At 53.6% G+C, this 17,505-nt stretch carries 18 protein-coding genes; 4 read left to right on the top strand and 14 right to left on the bottom strand.

The genetic code is table 11. The features are described 5' to 3' along the window. Positions 1-6: 6 nt before the first annotated feature. The 4 genes from thiM (at position 7) to SGBXF1_RS18070 (ending at position 3,525) form a co-directional block, all read left to right on the top strand. The gene (gene thiM, locus SGBXF1_RS18085; protein ID WP_130381695.1) at positions 7-801 is read left to right on the top strand and encodes a hydroxyethylthiazole kinase; all 795 of its coding nucleotides are present in this window, start codon (positions 7-9) and stop codon (positions 799-801) included. After that, entirely contained in the window at positions 798-1,598 is an 801-nt protein-coding gene (gene thiD, locus SGBXF1_RS18080) for a bifunctional hydroxymethylpyrimidine kinase/phosphomethylpyrimidine kinase (protein ID WP_037417728.1), read from the top strand. Before thiM ends, thiD begins: the two co-directional genes overlap by 4 nt. An 86-nt stretch (positions 1,599-1,684) precedes the next feature. Beyond that, entirely contained in the window at positions 1,685-2,143 is a 459-nt protein-coding gene (locus tag SGBXF1_RS18075) for an inhibitor of vertebrate lysozyme family protein (protein ID WP_061808294.1), read from the top strand. Positions 2,144-2,490: 347 nt separating this feature from the next. Then, positions 2,491-3,525, top strand: a complete 1,035-nt coding sequence (locus tag SGBXF1_RS18070) for a methyltransferase (protein ID WP_037417816.1) — start codon at positions 2,491-2,493, stop codon at positions 3,523-3,525. Positions 3,526-3,582: 57 nt separating this feature from the next. On the opposite strand, the gene gutQ is transcribed toward SGBXF1_RS18070, so the two are convergent. The 14 genes from gutQ to yegS all read right to left on the bottom strand — a co-directional run bounded on the left by gutQ (position 3,583) and on the right by yegS (position 17,191). Beyond that, positions 3,583-4,554 (bottom strand): arabinose-5-phosphate isomerase GutQ, encoded by a 972-nt coding sequence (gene gutQ, locus SGBXF1_RS18065; protein WP_061808293.1) that lies wholly within the window; start codon positions 4,552-4,554, stop codon positions 3,583-3,585. Then, positions 4,547-5,320, bottom strand: coding sequence for a glucitol operon DNA-binding transcriptional repressor SrlR (gene srlR, locus SGBXF1_RS18060; protein ID WP_130381689.1), 774 nt, complete (start codon positions 5,318-5,320; stop codon positions 4,547-4,549). Before srlR ends, gutQ begins: the two co-directional genes overlap by 8 nt. Before the next feature lie 83 nt (positions 5,321-5,403). Beyond that, positions 5,404-5,760, bottom strand: a complete 357-nt coding sequence (gutM, locus tag SGBXF1_RS18055; protein ID WP_186427294.1) for a transcriptional regulator GutM — start codon at positions 5,758-5,760, stop codon at positions 5,404-5,406. A 52-nt stretch (positions 5,761-5,812) separates the two neighbouring features. Beyond that, the gene (srlD, locus tag SGBXF1_RS18050; RefSeq protein ID WP_130381685.1) at positions 5,813-6,592 is read right to left on the bottom strand and encodes a sorbitol-6-phosphate dehydrogenase; all 780 of its coding nucleotides are present in this window, start codon (positions 6,590-6,592) and stop codon (positions 5,813-5,815) included. Positions 6,593-6,602: 10 nt separating this feature from the next. Then, the gene (srlB, locus tag SGBXF1_RS18045; protein ID WP_037417743.1) at positions 6,603-6,965 is read right to left on the bottom strand and encodes a PTS glucitol/sorbitol transporter subunit IIA; all 363 of its coding nucleotides are present in this window, start codon (positions 6,963-6,965) and stop codon (positions 6,603-6,605) included. A 21-nt stretch (positions 6,966-6,986) separates the two neighbouring features. After that, positions 6,987-7,967, bottom strand: coding sequence for a PTS glucitol/sorbitol transporter subunit IIB (srlE, locus tag SGBXF1_RS18040; RefSeq protein ID WP_037417746.1), 981 nt, complete (start codon positions 7,965-7,967; stop codon positions 6,987-6,989). Between the two features lie 15 nt (positions 7,968-7,982). Further along, positions 7,983-8,531, bottom strand: a complete 549-nt coding sequence (gene srlA, locus SGBXF1_RS18035; RefSeq protein ID WP_037417749.1) for a PTS glucitol/sorbitol transporter subunit IIC — start codon at positions 8,529-8,531, stop codon at positions 7,983-7,985. Between the two features lie 268 nt (positions 8,532-8,799). Continuing rightward, positions 8,800-9,849, bottom strand: coding sequence for a class I fructose-bisphosphate aldolase (gene fbaB / locus SGBXF1_RS18030; RefSeq protein WP_037417752.1), 1,050 nt, complete (start codon positions 9,847-9,849; stop codon positions 8,800-8,802). Between the two features lie 206 nt (positions 9,850-10,055). Then, complete coding sequence (locus tag SGBXF1_RS18025; protein ID WP_037417755.1) at positions 10,056-10,742, bottom strand: GntR family transcriptional regulator; 687 nt, start codon at positions 10,740-10,742, stop codon at positions 10,056-10,058. 158 nt (positions 10,743-10,900) lie between these two features. Beyond that, positions 10,901-12,373, bottom strand: coding sequence for a mannitol dehydrogenase family protein (locus SGBXF1_RS18020; protein WP_061808289.1), 1,473 nt, complete (start codon positions 12,371-12,373; stop codon positions 10,901-10,903). A gap of 55 nt (positions 12,374-12,428) precedes the next feature. Then, positions 12,429-13,718, bottom strand: coding sequence for an MFS transporter (locus SGBXF1_RS18015; RefSeq protein ID WP_037417819.1), 1,290 nt, complete (start codon positions 13,716-13,718; stop codon positions 12,429-12,431). Between the two features lie 88 nt (positions 13,719-13,806). Further along, positions 13,807-14,823, bottom strand: coding sequence for a Zn-dependent oxidoreductase (locus tag SGBXF1_RS18010; RefSeq protein ID WP_037417820.1), 1,017 nt, complete (start codon positions 14,821-14,823; stop codon positions 13,807-13,809). A gap of 14 nt (positions 14,824-14,837) precedes the next feature. Then, positions 14,838-16,052 (bottom strand): D-mannonate dehydratase ManD, encoded by a 1,215-nt coding sequence (manD, locus tag SGBXF1_RS18005; protein ID WP_037417757.1) that lies wholly within the window; start codon positions 16,050-16,052, stop codon positions 14,838-14,840. Between the two features lie 224 nt (positions 16,053-16,276). Further along, entirely contained in the window at positions 16,277-17,191 is a 915-nt protein-coding gene (gene yegS / locus SGBXF1_RS18000) for a lipid kinase YegS (protein WP_037417760.1), read from the bottom strand. Positions 17,192-17,505: the final 314 nt, after the last annotated feature.

Raw genomic sequence — 17,505 nt, 5'->3', positions numbered from 1 at the left:
AGGAATATGTTCGCTCGACCTGATGCTTTACCCGGCGCCCGTGCCGCGGCTTGTTTGACCCAATTTAAACGCCAACCCCCATTGATTCACTGCCTGACCAACGAAGTTGTGCAGGAACTGACGGCTAACGTGTTGCTGGCGCTCGGTGCTTCCCCTGCGATGGTGGTGGAACCGACCGAAGCGGCGCAGTTCAGCCGGCTGGCGAATGCTTTGCTGATTAACATTGGTACTCTCAATGCTTCACGTGCCGAATCCATGCTGGTGGCTGTGGAGGCCGCTAATGCGGCGGGAACGCCATGGACACTGGATCCGGTGGCGGTGGGGGGGTTGGTGTACCGCACCGCATTTGCCCAGCGCTTGTTAGGTGAAAATCCGGCAGCGATTCGCGGTAATGCTTCTGAAATCATGGCGTTGAGCGGTTTACAGGCAAACGGGCGCGGCGTTGATAGCACGGACGATTCGCTGGCGGCTTTACCCGCCGCGCGTGAGTTGGCACGGATCAGTGGTGCCATAGTCGCGGTAACCGGGGTCGTGGATTATGTCACCGACGGCCAGCGTGAGTGGGCCGTTGCAGGAGGGGACGCGCTGATGACACGGGTCGTGGGAACCGGTTGTGCCCTGTCGGCGGTGGTGGCGGCATTTTGCAGTCTGCCGGGCGATCGGCTGGACAATGTGGCGACTGCCTGCCGGGTGATGTCGCTTTGTGGTGAACGTGCTACGCAGCATGCCGCCGGACCGGGCAGTTTTACCCCTGCGTTCCTCGACGCTTTGTATCAACTGCGACCGGAGGATCTGCAATGAAACGGATTAACGCATTGACCATCGCGGGTACCGATCCGAGCGGCGGTGCAGGTATCCAGGCTGACCTGAAGGCCTTCTCTGCGTTGGGGGCTTACGGAACTTCCGTTATTACCGCGTTGGTGGCCCAAAATACCCGCGGGGTACAGTCGGTTTACAATATTGACCCTGCTTTTGTTGCCGCTCAGCTCGACTCTGTGTTCAGTGATGTGCGTATCGACAGCACAAAAATCGGTATGCTGGCTAACACCGACATTGTGCTGGCGGTGGCGGAGCGTTTGCGCCATTACCAACCGACATTTGTGGTGCTGGATACCGTTATGCTGGCGAAAAGTGGTGATCCACTGTTGGCGCCAGAGGCAGTAGATTCTATTCGTCGCGAACTGTTGCCATTGGTATCGATTATCACGCCGAATCTGCCAGAAGCTGCGGCATTGTTGGAATGTGCTCCGGCGGAAAATGAACGACAGATGCGCGAGCAAGGCCAGGCGCTGTTGGCGATGGGGTGTCAGGCGGTGCTGATGAAGGGGGGTCATCTGAGCGAAAGTGAAAGCCCGGACTGGCTGTTTAGTGCTGGACAGGAACAGCGTTTCACCGCGCCGCGTGTGGCGACCCGCCATACGCACGGTACCGGTTGTACACTTTCCGCCGCATTAGCCGCGTTACGCCCGCGCCATGATGATTGGGCCGGCACGGTGGCTTCAGCCAAGGATTATCTACAAAAAGCGTTGCAGCAAGCCGACACCTTGGAAGTAGGTCAGGGGATCGGGCCGGTACATCATTTCCATGCCTGGTGGTGACTCAACTTTTTGCCGTCACTGTGGTCTGACTAAATTCAGGCCCGGTTTTGGCCGGGTGCGAATGAATTTTATTAAAGGAGAAGGCCATGACAGGACAAAACGCACTTCGCGGTGCCATCTTCGGCGTGTTACTCAGCTTTAGCGCGGGCAGCTTTGCCCAACAAATTGTCACTACCTCAGATGTGATCCAGCAGCCGGGGTACCAGACCAGTTGGCAGAACATGGTGAAAGGCCAGGCCCGCTTGCCGGGTTGGGCGCGTAAGGGCGTGGGGACATCAACCCCGGCGCAGAGTCTGAGCTGGAAGGGCCAAAACTATCTGGTGGGTAATGTGTGTAAACCCCACGACTGTGCCAACAATTTTATGATGGTGGCGTTTAAAGAAGACAAGTCGCAAGCTTGGGCGGTACGCGTCGAAGTGGCCAACAAGCCGGAAGCGGTTGATCATCCGAAGAAATACGCCAAGTATCAATGGTTGGGTAAGCCGGACGAGGACATGAAAGCGCTGCTGAAACAACAGTTCGAGAATAATCCCGACTGGAAATAGTCAGTATTCGGCTGAGTGCGGATGTATTCAGCCGGTTTTATGCGGAATATGGGAATTATTAAAATAAAATTAATATTAAATCAACTCCGATAGGAATAGTTTTAATTTATAATTAATTGATTATCTAATGATACCCGATCTGTATTATTCATTATATTTTTCTCCTTAGTATTTAATCGGTTGAATATTTTATTTTTCACACCGGAAAATATCAATACATATTTTGTGGTTTTATTTTATTTAGTGTCTATGATCTTGTTTGGCGAATTTGTTTTCACCGGAAAATAAGCATTGCAGTTTTTTGCAATGGTGTCTGGGGTTAAATATCCAAACGGAGCATTATGATCATGGCAACTAATCAGGTTACTCTTTCTGAAGATGAAAAAGCATCATTATATTTGTTGGATCAAACGATGGGATTCACCGTGCAGGCCGCCTTGCGGGCTGCGGCTGAGCTGTGCGTGGCCGATCATCTGATCGACGGTCCCAAAACCGCCCAGGAGCTTGCAAGGAAGCTGGAGGTGGACGGCCGTATGCTGCACCGAGTTTTGAGTATTCTGGCATCACGAAATATTTTTGCCGTTTCCGAAGACGGACGTTTCTCGCTAAACCCCGTAGCGCAATATTTACGTTCGGACGTGCCGGATTCACTGCGCGGTGGGGTATTAATGCTGACGGATGAAACCATGTGGCGCCCATTGGGAAAATTAGCTGCGACTTTACGCGGTGAGCCGGTATTTAAACAAATATTCGGCATGCCATTCTATGATTATTGGTCGCAAGACGATATTCCTGACTCGGAAAATGATTTCCATATCGGTATGGCATCGATGTCGGCGTTGGAAAATAAAATTGTGATGCGTAGCTATAAATTCCCCGAGCATGCGACGGTGGTGGATATCGCGGGTGGGTTTGGCGGATTGCTGCTGAGCGTATTACGCGCCAACCCTACGGTTAAAGGCATTCTTTTTGACCAACCGCAGGTATTGCCAAGAAACCGCCTTGGTGAGTTGGGTGATGATTCACGGTGGGAAACCTGTGCGGGCAGTTTCTTTGAAGCCTGCCCGACGGCAGATTTTTATCTGTTGAAATTTATCGTCATGGACTGGGCTGACGAGCCGGCCCGCCGGATATTGCGCACTTGTCGTAATGCGATGTATCCGCAATCGAAGCTATTGCTTATTGAACCTGTAATCGTGCCGAATAACACGGCCTGGGACAGCTGTCGCGAGCTCGATTTGGTGCTGATGGGCAGTTTTGACGGCGGGCAGGTACGTACCGAAGAAGAACTGAAGGCGCTGTTGGCCAGTGCCGACCTGAAGCTGAATCGGATTATCGATACCGGCTGTTATTTGTCGATCGTCGAGGCGGTACCGAATTGATACCCGAGATGAACCGGCAAGGAGGAACCCGCATTGCTGCGGGTTTCTTTAGCTTAGTTAGCCGATCCCGGCTTGATGCAGGTCATGCAGGTTGATCGCGCCCACCAGCACGCCATCCAAATTGACCACAGGGGCGGCGCTGATGTGCTGTTCGTGTAACGCCTCTAACGCTTCTCCGGCGCGCCACTGTTCTGGCAAACGGTAGCCGGGGCGGGTAATCGCTGGGCTTAACGCATCCTGTAGGCTATTGCCTTTCACCAGCCAGCGACGCAGGTCGCCATCGGTAAATACGCCAACCACTTTCTGCTGCGCGTTACATACGGGTACCAAGCCCAGTCCGGTGCGGCTCAGTTCAAGCATCGCTTCCATGACGTTGGCATTTTCACTGACCTGAGGCAGGCGATCGCCTGTGCGCATCAGGTGATGTACCCGATTCAGTAAACGTGCCCCCAGGCTGCCACCTGGATGCGAGCGGGCAAAATCTTCGGCGTTGAAACCACGTTGACGCATCAGCGCCATGGCCAGTGCATCGCCCATCATCAGCGTATTGACTGCGCTGGACGTCGGCGCCAGCCCCATTGGGCAAGCTTCACGTTCGACACTGATATCCAGCATGCAGGCGGCTGCCAGTGCCAACGGTGACTCTTTACCGCCAGTGATGGCGATCACCGGGATATTATTTTCCGCCAGCAGCGGCAGGATCAGATCCAGTTCTTTGGCTCGGCCTGAATACGAGATAAACACCACCACATCATCGGCCCCGATCATCCCGAGATCGCCGTGCAGCGCTTCAGCCGGGTGTACAAAGAACGACGGTGTGCCGGTACTGGCCAGTGAAGCGGCGATTTTTTTGCCAATATGACCGGATTTACCAATGCCGGAAACCACGGCCTTGCCACGGCAATTCAGTAGCAGTTCGCAGGCGCAGACAAAATTATCATCCAGCCTTTCCAGCAGACGTTGCGCTTCAGTCAGCTCAATCTCCAGTGTTTCACGGGCAAAGGCCAGAAGGGCCGTGGCGTTACTCATCAGAATCTCCTACCAGAATGATATTGATACCTTTCGCTTGCAGCGCAGCGAGATAATCCGGGTTGATGTTTTTATCCGTAATCAGTGTATCAACGGCGCCCAACTCACAGACCACATTCGGACTTTTACGGCCGAATTTTGACGAGTCTACCAGAAGAATAATGCGGCTGGCGGCTTCGCACATCGCCTTACTGACGTTATGCACCTCGTTAAAAGTAGTGACACCTGCGTTGAGATCTACGCCGTCCGCCCCGATAAACAGTTTGTCGAAGCTGAACTGTTGGAAAGCCGATTCTGCCAGGCTGCCGTGAAAGGACGCCGATTTTTTACGGTAGGTACCACCGGGCATCAGGATGGTCTGGTCGTTATCCAGCTCCACCAGCGCATTGACGATATGCAGGCTATTGGTCATCACGGTGATGTTATTGAACTGCGCCAGATGCGGTACCATTTGCAGCACAGTACTACCAGCATCGAAAATCAGTGAGTCGCCATCGTTGATCAGTTTGATGGCGGCGTAGGCGATCTGACGTTTCTTCTCGGTATTGATGTGGGTTTTACGGTCGATGGGCTGATCGCCATCATCACGGCTGAGAACCACGCCACCGTATGTGCGGATCACTTCGCCTTCGTCTTCCAGCAGGGTGAGGTCTTTACGGATAGTGGTTCCCGTGGTGGCGAAGTGTGTCGCCAGAGCATCCACTGCCGTTTTACCATGCCGCTGCAGATATTCAAGGATAGCGGCCTGCCGCTGCTTTGGTTTCATAGCCCGTCCTGTTCACAAGAGTTGAGCATTTCCCTTCAACGAATAATTCAACATGAAAGGTAATGTCTTTTAATGTGAAAATATCATGATTTAGGGGCAACCGCTAACGATAGTGCAGTCTGGCATGCGCGATCCTCGGGGAAGATCACATCCGGGAGAAGATCTCTCTGATGAAGTCCGTGCAGACGGGCGATCTGTCGCGGTTGCGCGAAGATGGTCAGGCCACGCATCAGCATACTGCCGCAGACCCGTTGCTCGGTATCGAAAGCCAGTGCCATTACTACCCGTGGCCGAAAGCGCCCGCCAGAACGCCCGACACCGACGGTACCCAGTTGGCATAGGCCGTCGAAGGCGCGGTTAAAACGTTGGAGCTGCCACCAGCCGAAAGCGATTTGCAGTAGCCAGGCCAGCACGGCGAAAATAATTAATGCCTGGGTCATGTTGTCTCCTGTTTAGTTTCCCTCTCCTAAGGGAGAGGGAGGGGTAATTCGATCAGAACATCACCTGACCGCCGGTAATATTGATTGACTGACCCGTGCAGTAGGACGCCTTGTCGCTGGCATAAAATAGCAGGGTATTCAGGACATCCTGATAGTCACAGCCGCGTTTCAGTGGCACTTTATCGGTGTAATATTTTTCAACCTGATCCGGTTGGATCCCCAATTTCTGTGCGTACTGTGGCAGCAGCGACTGGAACATCGGTGACTTCAGCAGATTGCCAAGCATCAGTGAATGGACGGTAATGCCGTACTCCGCCAGATCAAGCGCCAGTGATTGGGTGAGCCCGACGCCGCCGAACTTGGCGGCGCTGTAGCCTGAATTGTGCTTACTGCCGACCTTACCGGACTTGGAGTTGATCTGAATGATGCGCCCGGCAATGCCGTCGCGGATCATCAGGCGGGAAAACTCGCGGGCACAAAGAAAATAGCCCACCAGATTGACCTGTAGAGAACGGTCAAAATCCCCTAACGGAAAATCGGTGATCGGAGCCGCCTTGGCGATACCCGCGCTGTACACCAGCAGGTTGGTCTGTCCAAATGTACGATCAACCGCCGCCGCCAGTTTCATCACGCTTTGTTCATCGGTGGCGTCGGCCTGAAAGCCCTGTGCACAACCTGCGCCGTATTGGTCATTAATCTGCTGCGCCACCTGTTGGGCGTTATCTGCGTTTAAATCGGCCACCGCCACGCGGTAACCCGCCTGCGCCAGTCCCAGGCACAAAAATGCACCTAATGTTTGGCCTCCGCCAATCACTACAGCTACTTCAGACATGGTCTACTCCTTATGCGATAAATTTCAGCGTACTGCCTATCGGAATATCAATTGGCGTGGTGCCGGAAACATGGATCGAACCAGGAAATTCGGCCTGGGTTTCCCCGTCAAAACGCACGGTTAGGTGGCCCAGCTCACGCAAATTTTGGCTGGCAACATTGCCGACGGCAGTGATCGGATAGCGTTGATCCGCCAATTCCATCCATCCACCGGCTCGCAGTTCGCCGAGGGTATTGCCGTGTTGGTGGATAAAACAAAACTCTTCGATGTCTGCCGGTGCACCTTCCCGAAAGGTGATCAGCATGTCATCAAACAGCGCATCGCGGGCACTACCGCCGATCTGCGTGATGGTGGTTTGGAAAATGGTATTCATAACTAGCCCCTGGTAGTAAGGTTATTGGTAAATGAAGGCCGAGGCGGCCCAGGCGATCAGCACTGTGGGTGCGCCGGTCAGGAAACGCCCGACTAGTACCGAAGGCACACCGACTCGCACCGTGTCCTGCTTGGCTTCCGCCAGCGACAGGCCCACCGGAATAAAGTCGCAGGCGGCTTGTGCATTGATCGCAAACAGTGCGGGTAGTGCCAGTTGCGGCGGGATATGTCCCAGGCCAATTTGTACCCCAACCAGCACACCGATCACCTGAGCGATCACCGCACCGGGGCCCAGGAAGGGTGACAGCAGCGGGAAGGAGCAAATCAGCGCCAGCGTCACCAGACCAATCGGGCTGCTGGCTAACGGCGTCAGGCCATGGGCGATGAAATCCCCCAAACCGGATGCCATGATGATGCCGATCAACGCCGAGACGAATGCCATAAACGGCAGAATGGTTTTCAGTACTGTGTCGATGGTGTCGCGACCCGCCTGGAAGAACACGGCGACAACCGATCCCATGCCCATGCCGACTTTCGCCAACAGGCCGTCACTCTGCTCGGTGATTTTTTTACTGGTGTCGTAATCCCGTCCCGTTGACTGGGGGAGAGAGACGGCTTGCACCACATCCGTTTCCGACTCTACCCGGCTGATGTTGTTATCACGTACCCCAGAAACGTAGATGTCCTCGAGGATAAACTTTGCCAGTGGGCCGGATTGGCCTGTGGCGTGGATATTGACCGTAGGAATACGACGTTTAGGGTACAAACCACAGCGTAGGGTGCCACCACAGTCAATCACCATCACACCAATCTCGTCTGCCGGCGGTTCACCTTCCTTGAAGCCGTCGACGGCAGGCCAGCCAGTCAGTTCACTGAGTCGATCGACGATCGACGGACGGGTTCCTGCGGTGATGTACACCACTTTTTTGCCCGGCTCGATAGGTAACTGTAATGGGCCGCCCCAGCCGCTGGCGCCTTTCTCAATACGGATATAAGCACTCATGCTGCACTCCACTAATTAAAGTTGCACCTGACGGTCTAGGCGGATGCCCATCTTGCGTTCGAACAGGCTGGTGGTGAGATCGGTTACCCAACCGCGGAAAAAGTTGGTAAACAGCCCGACCAGAAAATAGCTCACTGCCAGTGGCCCAAGTGGCAGGCCGAGAGTGGTCAGCCCGCTGGCGATGCCGAGGTAAACGAACAGTTCGCCGGGATTGATATGTGGGAACAGGCCATTCATTGAGTGGCAGCTGTAGGATGCCGCCGCGTAGTAGCTGGGTTTGTATTTCTCGGGCATAAAACGTCCGAGACTGAGGGTCATCGGGTTACAAAAAACAAAGGTGCCGAGCAGCGGCAGCAGCAGATAGCGTGAAACAGGGTTTCCCGCGCAGCGCTGCGCCAAGCGTTCAATACGTTCCTGGCCAACAAATTTAATCAGCGCGTTCATAATGACCAACAAGCTGATTAACAAAGGTAAAATGCCAGTCACCATGCCGACAAACACTTCACCGCCTTTCTGAAACAGGCCGATAAACCATTCGGCACCGTGAGTGATTAGCTCAATCATTATTGTTCTCCTGAGATGGAAGGTATGGCCTGGAGCGAATGGCAGCTCTGTCGCCATGGGTCTTACACTAATCACTTTACGGATTCATTTGTTTTAAATAGATCACAACTTGAAAGATAAATATTTTATTGTGAAAGTTAATAATGAAAGAAAAATAACATAAAAACGTGATTATCGTTAGGTTGGAAGGGGAGGTCAGCAGATAAAAGCCATGAAAAAGCCCGGCGAACCGGGCTGGGGGAACTGTATGTACTTGCCGCCGTCGTGATCAGGCGATGGTAACTTTCTTGTCCAGATAGGTGTCCTGAACGGCATTGATCAATGCCACACCCTCTTTCATCGATTTCTTGAACGCTTTACGTCCCAGGATCAGACCCATGCCGCCTGCGCGTTTGTTGATAACTGCGGTACGCACCGATTCCTGAAGGTCGTTTTCACCGGCAGCACCGCCGGAGTTAATCAGCCCGGCGCGGCCCATATAGCAGTTGGCCAGTTGGTAACGCACCAGATCGATCGGGTGGTCGGTGGTCAGTTTGCTGTAGACGCGGTCATCGGTATAACCGAATTTCACTGCGCGATAGCCGCCGTTGTTTTCCGCCATTTTCTGCTTAACGATATCGGCACCGATGGTGGCGGCAATATGGTTAGCCTGACCGGTGAGATCGGCGCTGGAATGATAATCCACCCCGTCTTTATTGAATGCCGGGTTACGCAGATAAGCCCACAGCACGGTGACCATACCCAGTTCATGGGCACGCTCAAAGGCGATCGAAATTTCCTCAATCTGGCGGCGTGACTGTTCAGAACCAAAGTAAATGGTGGCACCGACCGCGACTGCACCCATGTTGAACGCTTGTTCGACACTGGCATACAACGTCTGGTCATATTGGGTCGGATAGCTCAGGGTTTCGTTATGGTTCAGTTTGACCAGGAACGGAATTTTGTGTGCATAGCGTCGTGATACGGACGCCAGTACGCCGTAAGTGGAGGCGACACAGTTACAACCGGCCTCAATGGCCAGTTCGACAATATTTTTCGGATCAAAGTACAGTGGGTTGGCGGCAAACGACGCGCCGGCAGAGTGCTCAATGCCCTGATCGACAGGCAGAATTGACAGATAACCGGTGCCAGCCAGACGACCGTGATTAAGCAGGCTTTGCATGGAACGCAGAACGGTGTTGGGACGGTTGTTATCGATCATTATCCGGTCAACAAAGTCGGCGCCCGGTAAGTAGAGATTTTCAGCAGGGATGGTAGTACAGCGGTGTTGCAACAGGTCTTCCGCTTCCTTTCCTAACAACTGTGCAATATCAGTCATGATTAACTCCCGATTTAGCTTCTTCATACACCGGTAATGCAAGGCATCTGACCACCGGCGCAGCAAAAAGCGGTGATTGAAGCTGATAAAACGATATTAATGAAATCCTGATGGCAAGGAGAAACAATAGATGCGATTGAGAGGAAATGCCATTTGCATGGCCAAATACGTGGGGGCGATCGCCCCCTTGACTGGCAAGCAGTTGATTATTCGGCGTCGAACCACTCGGTGTTTTGCAGGGCGATGGGGGTAATGGAGTAGATGATCTCTTGCAGATGCTCATGGATGGCGCGCTCGGCGGCGTCTGCATCCTGCGCTTTCAGCGCCGCAAAAATGCGGTAGTGCTGTTGGATCAAACTTTCCGGTGGTGAGACTTCACTCAGGCTGAGAAAACGGACTCGGTCCATGGTGGCCTTGATGGTTTCAATGGTCTCCCAGGCCAACGGACAGTCGGCAAACTGGGTCAACAATTGGTGAAATTCATCATCCAACGTCAGAAATTCACGCGTCTGCTGGTTTTGTGCCGCCAGTTCCTGGCGATGCAAGTTATGCTCCAGCGTCATCAATTGTTCCGGTGTGATCCGCTCCGCCGCGCGACGCACGATCGCGCATTCCACCGCCTGACGGATAAAACGTCCATCAGCCACCCGCTTGGCAGAAATCTTCATCACAAACGTACCGCGTTGCGGCAAAATCTGCACCAATCCCGCCTCCGCCAATTTGATAAAGGCTTCGCGCACGGGTTGGCGAGAAACGCAAAAGCGGGTGGAAATCTCTTTCTCGGACAGCAGCGTACCAGGGGGAATGGTGCAGTCGACGATATCCTTGCGCAGGAAACGGTAGACTTGCTGGTTGACCGGGAGATTGTTGGTGAGACTGTAGGATTCAGACATGGTGACAACTCATGACTCAGGCTTGAGTGTGAATGCCACCATACTAGCAGATTATCGGCTTGCTGCGGGCGGATAAATCCTTCCGCAGCTTGATGAACAAAGCAATTTTACGCTTTGGGTGAATGGATTCACTGACTTCTCTGCACGCTGAGTGCAGATTAACCGAGTGACAATCCGGCAACGCTGGCCTTGGCACCTTGTACCAACAGTGTCTGATAGGCATCGGTAACCGCCCTGACAAAGCGCGGGTTATCGGGCAGATCATGCCCGAAGACGGTATCAAGTTGCAGTAAGGCCAACACTCGTTCAGGGCCTTCTCGACTGTTATTGACTGCATCTGCGAGACGTTCCCGCAACGGATCGCAGATTTCGATAGTCTGCCCCTGTTCATCCTGAGCGCCGACATAACGCATCCAACCGGCAATACCTAATGCCAGGCAATCAAAATTGCTGTCGTGTGTCAGATGCCAGCGAATTGAGTCCAGCAAGCGCTGCGGCAGTTTTTGGGTACCATCCATGGCAATCTGCCAGGTACGGTGTTTGAGTGCGGTATTGCGGTAACGCGCCAGCAGCGAGTCAGCGTACTGTGCCAGATCCACGCCGCAGACGTGCAGCGTCGGTGCTTGCTCAGCCAACATCAAGTGGTGTGCCGCTTTAACGAAGTGCTCGTCCTGCATACAGTCGCTGATATGTGCATAGCCGGCTAAATAACCCAGATAAGCGAGAAACGAGTGACTGCCGTTGAGCATCCGTAACTTCATTTCTTCGTAGGGCAGTACGTCGCTTACCAACCCGGCGCCGACCTTTTCCCAATCGGGGCGGCCCTGTGGGAAGTTATCTTCGATCACCCATTGGCGGAACGGCTCGCAGGCGATCCCGAGCGGATCGACGGCGCCACCCAGTAAATCCTCAATGTATCGCAGCGTATCCAAGGTGACTGCCGGGACAATACGATCGACCATGGTTGAGGGGAACGCGACGTGCTGTGCGATCCATACCGCTTGTTCATTGTCTTGCCGTTGTGCCAGTTGGGTTAATACATTACGCGTAATCTGGCCGTTGGCTGGCATATTGTCGCAGGACATCACGGTAAACGGAGGCAACCCCCGTGCCCGGCGCAACCGCAGTGCGGCCAGGATCAATCCGGGGGCGGAGCGTGGTTGCTGCGGATTAACGGCATCATGCTGAATATCTGGGTGTTCTGACAGTAACTGGCCGTTGGCGGGTTGATAACAATAGCCTTTCTCGCTGATGGTCAATGAAACGATAGCTACTTCCGGCTGTGCCATGGCCTCGAGCACGGCTTCCAGTCCGTCAACCTGCAAGTGTAACGCCTGCCTGACGACGCCTATCACCTGACCGTGCCAACTCGCATTGTTCATTTCGGCAACCGTATATCGCAAATCCTGCTGCTGTAAATCGGCGATTTTTTGCCTGCCGTTGTGCATGCTGATCACACAGTAGCCCCAGTCGCTGGTGTGATCGTTAGCCAGTTGCTCGGCATACACGGCCTGATGTGCGCGGAAAAATGCACCGAAGCCAATATGTATGATGCGTGGTTTAAGCCGTGCGCGATCGTAATTCGGTTGCGCAATTGCCGCTGGCAGCACGCTGTTACTGAAAAGTGTCATGCTGGAATTCCTGAAGAGAGGCAGGGAACAGGGCGGCGACGGCCGCCCGAGTGCGTTAGGATTTTGAAATTTGCGGTTGCACGGTGTTGCGCGGTGCTTTGATCACCAACAAGACCAGTACGGCCCCGAGCGCCGCAACGCCGCCTGCCAGCATAAAGGCGCTGTCGAATTTGCCGGTGTTCTGCACAATGTAACCGGTGACTATCGGGCCAATGATGCCGGAAACGCTACCGACCAGATGGATAAAGCCGCTGGCGCCACCGACCCGGGATTTATGTACAACGTCTTGAATGATTGCCCAGTAAATAGCACCGGTGATGTATAGGAAGAATATTGATACCGACATCAGCATGACCGCCGGGACCACACTGCTGACAGTGCCTGCCAGTGCCACGCAAATGGCTGCTGCCAGCAGGCTGGTGACTAACACAATCTTGCGTGACAACAGCAGCTTGCCGGTAATATTGAAAATCTTGTCGGAGATATAACCGCCGAGCGCCAGCCCGACAAAGCCGACAATCCATGGGATCATGGTGGTGAGGCTCATTTCCTTGATGTTCAGGTTATGCGCTTGCACCAGATAGGACGGAAACCAGCTCAGGAAGAAGAACAGGATATAGTTGTAGCAGAAGAAGGCGAACGCGGTGACCAGGATGATCGGTTGTTTCAGGTAGTAGCCCAGCCCGTGTGCGGCATTACTCAGTTCTTCTTCGGCACTGTGAGTCTCTTCCTTCATCTGGTTAATCAGCGCAAGCTCTTCGTCACTGACGCGTTTACTTTTCGCCGGGTTATCTGCCACCACGAAGAACCACACCAGCATCCAAACGATGCCGATCGAGCAGATAATCATAAACGCTGGCCGCCAACCGAATGCCAGTGCCAGATAACCGACGATCGGCCCAGCCACGGCACCGCCCAAAGGGGAACCGGCGCTGAGCAGGCCCATTGCGGTCGCCGCCTGCTTTTTCGGGAACCAGCCGTTGATCATTTTATTGGCGGAGGCGCAGATTGGCCCTTCGGCCATGCCGAACAGCACGCGTAGGATCAGCATGGAATAGAAGCCGGTGGCTAATGCCGTCATGCCGCAGAAGATGGACCACAGGCCGACGGCAATGCCAAGCACCAACGTTGGGCCGAATTTGTCTACCGCCAGCCCGCCGATAAAGTTAAAGATGGCGTAACCGAAGAAGAAACTGCCAAAGATGATGCCGAACTGCTCGGCATTCAACATCAGATCCTTCTCGATCATCGGTACGGTAATCGACAGCGCGACGCGGTCGAGGTAGTTGATCATGTAAACCATAAACAGCAGGAATACGATGGTCCAACGCAGGTTTTTAAACATAAAAGCACTCCACTTGGTGTTGTTGTAATCGCGATGCTTCATGGTTGGAGAGGGCCGCTTCCTGCCGCCCTTGGCCCTGGTGTAGTCATTAGTCGAATTGCAGTAATACCTTGCAGCAGGTGCGCTGATCTTTTTCGAACATCAGCATTGCCTGTTCAACTTCGCTGGCCGGCACGCAGTGAGTAATGAGTTTCTGCGGGGCGATTTTCCCGCTGGCCATCCAATCGATAACCTGTGGGAAGCGTGCGCTGTTGAGGCGCGAGGAGAAAATTGACAGCTCTTTACTGGTGATGCTTTGTTGAGTAATGGTGCAGGCATCGCCGGAGAACCCCATGATGCCGATGCGTGCTGCCGGGGACGCCAGATTGATCGCCTCTTGCAAAATGGCCGGATGACAGGCGGCGTCGACGATTAACGTCGGGCGGATGCCGCGCCGTTCCAGCTCGGTGGGCAATGACGCTTCGGCATTGTTGAACGTCCAGTCGGCGCCGTTTTCCTGCGCCATCACCAGCCGTTCAGGGACGCGATCGGTGACGATTACCTGCTTCACGCCGAAGACGCCTTTCAGCGTTTGGATCACCGTTAATCCCATTGGCCCGGCCCCGTAGATCAACGCAATATCATCGGCATTGGGTTGGAGATGGGCGGTAATATTAGCCGCAATGGTGAAGGGTTCGATCATGGCAGCGTGGCGATCGCTGATGCTTTCCGGAATGCGGTAGGCGTTGCGCGCCGGGGCACAGGCGTAGTCACTGAAACCGCCGTCGCGATGCACACCAATCACTTGCAGCTCGGTGCAGACGTTGGGACGACCGATAGAACACGGGTAACAATGACCACAACTGACGACCGGATCGACAGAGACGCGTTCACCGAGCCGCTGCGGGCTGACATCGCTGCCGACTTGATCAATCACGCCAAAAAACTCGTGGCCGATCACTCGTGGGTAGCGGGCGAAGGGATTATGGCCATGATAAATATGCACATCAGAACCGCAGATGCCGGCAAACCGGACCTTTACCCGCACTTCGTTGGCGGCTGGTTGTGGCAGGGGGCGCTGCTGGATAGCCAGCAGGCCGGGTTGTTCAATGACCACGCTTTGCATGATGCTTTCTCCTGTTACCAGTTCCATAGGGTGCCATCCTCCAGACGTGCGACCGGCAGATAAGCGGGTTCGTAGGGATAACGGGCAGCCAGTTTTTCATCGAACTCAATGCCCAGTCCCGGTTTGTTACCTGGGTGCATATAGCCGTCGTTGAAGCTCCAGTTATGTGGGAATACCTCGAGCATTTGTTCGGAATAACCCATGTATTCCTGTACGCCGAAGTTCGGCACCCACAGATCAAAGTGCAGCGCCGCTGCCATACAAATTGGCGACAAATCGGAGGGGCCGTGTGAACCGGTACGCACTTGATACAGCGAAGCAAAATCGGCAATACGGCGCATGCCGGTGATCCCACCTGCGTGGGTGAGGGTGGTACGGATATAATCGATCAGCTGTTCTTCAATCAGTTGCTTGCAGTCCCAGATGCTGTTGAACACTTCACCGACGGCGATTGGCGTGACGGTATGCTGACGGATCAGGCGGAAGCACTCCTGATTTTCCGCAGGCGTCGGGTCTTCCATCCAGAACAGCCGGTATTGCTCAATGCTTTTACCAAAGCGCGCAGCCTCAATTGGCGTTAGCCGATGGTGCATGTCGTGCAGCAAATGCTCATCGAACCCGAACCGGTTGCGTACTGCATCGAACAGCTTGGGGGTGAAATCGAGGTACTTTTCCGTTGACCACAATTGTTCTTCCGGCCCGTTGCCCTTGGTGGCGGGCTCATAGGCCAGCCCCTTGCCCTTGGCCATGCCGTAGGTGGTTTTCATGCCTGGCACGCCGCACTGAGCGCGGATGGCTTTAAAGCCCAACTCTTTATGCTTGGCGTAGTCGTCGAGGACTTCGTCGATGGAATGGCCGGTGGTGTGGCAGTAAACCATTACGCCGGTACGTGATGCGCCGCCCAGTAACTGATACAGCGGCATATTGGCAGCCTTGCCCTTGATATCCCACAGCGCCATATCTACAGCGGAGATGGCGGACATGGTGACAGGGCCGCGCCGCCAGTAGGCGCCTTTGTAGAAGAATTGCCAGATATCTTCGATCTGATGAGCGTCTCGCCCGATCAATTGTGGACAGACGTGATCTTTTAGATAGGACGCTACCGGCAACTCACGGCCGTTAAGCGTCGCGTCGCCGATACCGGTAATCCCGTCGTCAGTGGTGATCTTCAGCGTGACAAAATTCCTGCCAGGGCAGGTCACAAATACCTCTGCGTTAATGATCTTCATAACGTCTAATCCTGTTCTTACGGGTCATTATAATGGGCAAAAAATACGCCATGAACTAACTACCATACAAGTATGATTTAAAAAATTTGCCGGAGAAGATCACATTTAATCGCAGAATAAAGTGTAGAGGACGGGAGTGTTTTCAGTAGTGCGGCACAGAGGCTGTGCCGATCTATCTGGGGCTTGGGCGCTCAACTTCTTCTGTTGGGCGCCTCTGGCAGTGATTAACGGGAAAACGTCTGACCGAGTAACGCACAATTGGGGGGCAGGCGGCATTCAATGGCATTGGGCAGGACTTCAATGCGGAAATGGGTACCCTTCAGCGGTTCACCGTCGAGATTAAATGTCATTTCATGGGGAGCACTGATTTCCAACCAAGGTAAGGCAGCGCTGATCACATTTTTGTTTTCTTCGCCGTTAAACAAGCTGGCCACTAACGCTGGCAGCAGTTCGTCCGCGATCAACAGGCGCAATTGCAGCAACCCATCGTTGATCAGTGCATCTGGGCACAATTGCTGGCCGCCTCCGGCCTGCTTGCCATTACCAATGCCAATTACCAACGCGTCACCGGCCCAATGGAAATCAGGACCACGGATTTCGCAGCGATCGGCCTTGAGTGTATCCATGCGCAACAGGCCGTGGATAAAATAGGAAACGCCGCCTAATACTGCCTTTAGCTTTTCAGGTGTCTCGGTGGTGATTCGGGTACCGAAGCCACCCGTCGCCATATTGATGAAATAGCGTTCATCATTCACTTTCGCCAGATCGATAGGGACGGCGCGGCCTTTCATTGCCAACCGTAGAGCCTGTTCTGGCATCAGTGGGATATTGCAGGCCACGGCGAAGTCGTTGGCAGTGCCCAGCGGCAGAATGCCTAGCGCGGGCCGCTGATCTGCCGATACGGTTGTCAGCGCGGCGGCAACTTCATTGATTGTGCCATCACCGCCGCCGGCAATCAGAGTGGTTACGCCCAGTTGGCAGGCTTCCTGTACATAACGTGCGGCGTCTCCTTGTTCCCAGGTAACGCGAACATGCAATGTCAGGCCTTCATCCCGCAGCTTCTGTACTGCAAAACGGAGCTCTTCGTTGCCGGCGCTTTTACCGTTAATGATAAGAAGCGCGGGTGCTGATGGATGCATTCCTGATATCTCCCGGCTAAAAACAGATAGTGATCAACGATAAACTACCTATCGACGGCAAACCATCAGAATATTCAGTTAATTCGGATTAATAACCATTACGCAGTGATTATCCCTGAATGATTGGCTTAATTTGAGATATATGCCGTGAGTAAGTTAACGATTTTTGTTAATGAATTAATTAAGCGTTGTAGCATTATTTTTATATCGGAATAGGTGTGAGAAATATTAAAAATAGAGAAGGTAGTGCTTTGAAAGATAATGGGTATATTTTATATGATATTTATTTGTACCAAAGAAAAAGCCAGTCCAAG

The organism is Serratia grimesii (genome assembly GCF_900186025.1).
Taxonomy (GTDB): domain Bacteria; phylum Pseudomonadota; class Gammaproteobacteria; order Enterobacterales; family Enterobacteriaceae; genus Serratia; species Serratia grimesii.
This window is presented reverse-complemented; position numbering and strand designations above follow the sequence as displayed.

Excerpts from the sequence above, each read along its gene's own strand:
- srlR (WP_130381689.1), bottom strand. The coding sequence starts at position 5,320 with ATGAAACCAAAGCAGCGGCAGGCCGCTATCCTTGAATATCTGCAGCGG.
- manD (WP_037417757.1), bottom strand. The coding sequence starts at position 16,052 with ATGAAGATCATTAACGCAGAGGTATTTGTGACCTGCCCTGGCAGGAAT.
- yegS (WP_037417760.1), bottom strand. The coding sequence starts at position 17,191 with ATGCATCCATCAGCACCCGCGCTTCTTATCATTAACGGTAAAAGCGCC.
- SGBXF1_RS18015 (WP_037417819.1), bottom strand. The coding sequence starts at position 13,718 with ATGTTTAAAAACCTGCGTTGGACCATCGTATTCCTGCTGTTTATGGTT.
- thiD (WP_037417728.1), top strand. The coding sequence starts at position 798 with ATGAAACGGATTAACGCATTGACCATCGCGGGTACCGATCCGAGCGGC.
- gutM (WP_186427294.1), bottom strand. The coding sequence starts at position 5,760 with ATGACCCAGGCATTAATTATTTTCGCCGTGCTGGCCTGGCTACTGCAA.
- SGBXF1_RS18020 (WP_061808289.1), bottom strand. The coding sequence starts at position 12,373 with ATGACACTTTTCAGTAACAGCGTGCTGCCAGCGGCAATTGCGCAACCG.
- SGBXF1_RS18010 (WP_037417820.1), bottom strand. The coding sequence starts at position 14,823 with ATGCAAAGCGTGGTCATTGAACAACCCGGCCTGCTGGCTATCCAGCAG.
- srlE (WP_037417746.1), bottom strand. The coding sequence starts at position 7,967 with ATGAGTGCTTATATCCGTATTGAGAAAGGCGCCAGCGGCTGGGGCGGC.
- SGBXF1_RS18025 (WP_037417755.1), bottom strand. The coding sequence starts at position 10,742 with ATGTCTGAATCCTACAGTCTCACCAACAATCTCCCGGTCAACCAGCAA.
- SGBXF1_RS18075 (WP_061808294.1), top strand. The coding sequence starts at position 1,685 with ATGACAGGACAAAACGCACTTCGCGGTGCCATCTTCGGCGTGTTACTC.
- gutQ (WP_061808293.1), bottom strand. The coding sequence starts at position 4,554 with ATGAGTAACGCCACGGCCCTTCTGGCCTTTGCCCGTGAAACACTGGAG.
- fbaB (WP_037417752.1), bottom strand. The coding sequence starts at position 9,849 with ATGACTGATATTGCACAGTTGTTAGGAAAGGAAGCGGAAGACCTGTTG.
- thiM (WP_130381695.1), top strand. The coding sequence starts at position 7 with ATGTTCGCTCGACCTGATGCTTTACCCGGCGCCCGTGCCGCGGCTTGT.
- srlD (WP_130381685.1), bottom strand. The coding sequence starts at position 6,592 with ATGTCTGAAGTAGCTGTAGTGATTGGCGGAGGCCAAACATTAGGTGCA.
- srlA (WP_037417749.1), bottom strand. The coding sequence starts at position 8,531 with ATGATTGAGCTAATCACTCACGGTGCCGAATGGTTTATCGGCCTGTTT.
- srlB (WP_037417743.1), bottom strand. The coding sequence starts at position 6,965 with ATGAATACCATTTTCCAAACCACCATCACGCAGATCGGCGGTAGTGCC.
- SGBXF1_RS18070 (WP_037417816.1), top strand. The coding sequence starts at position 2,491 with ATGGCAACTAATCAGGTTACTCTTTCTGAAGATGAAAAAGCATCATTA.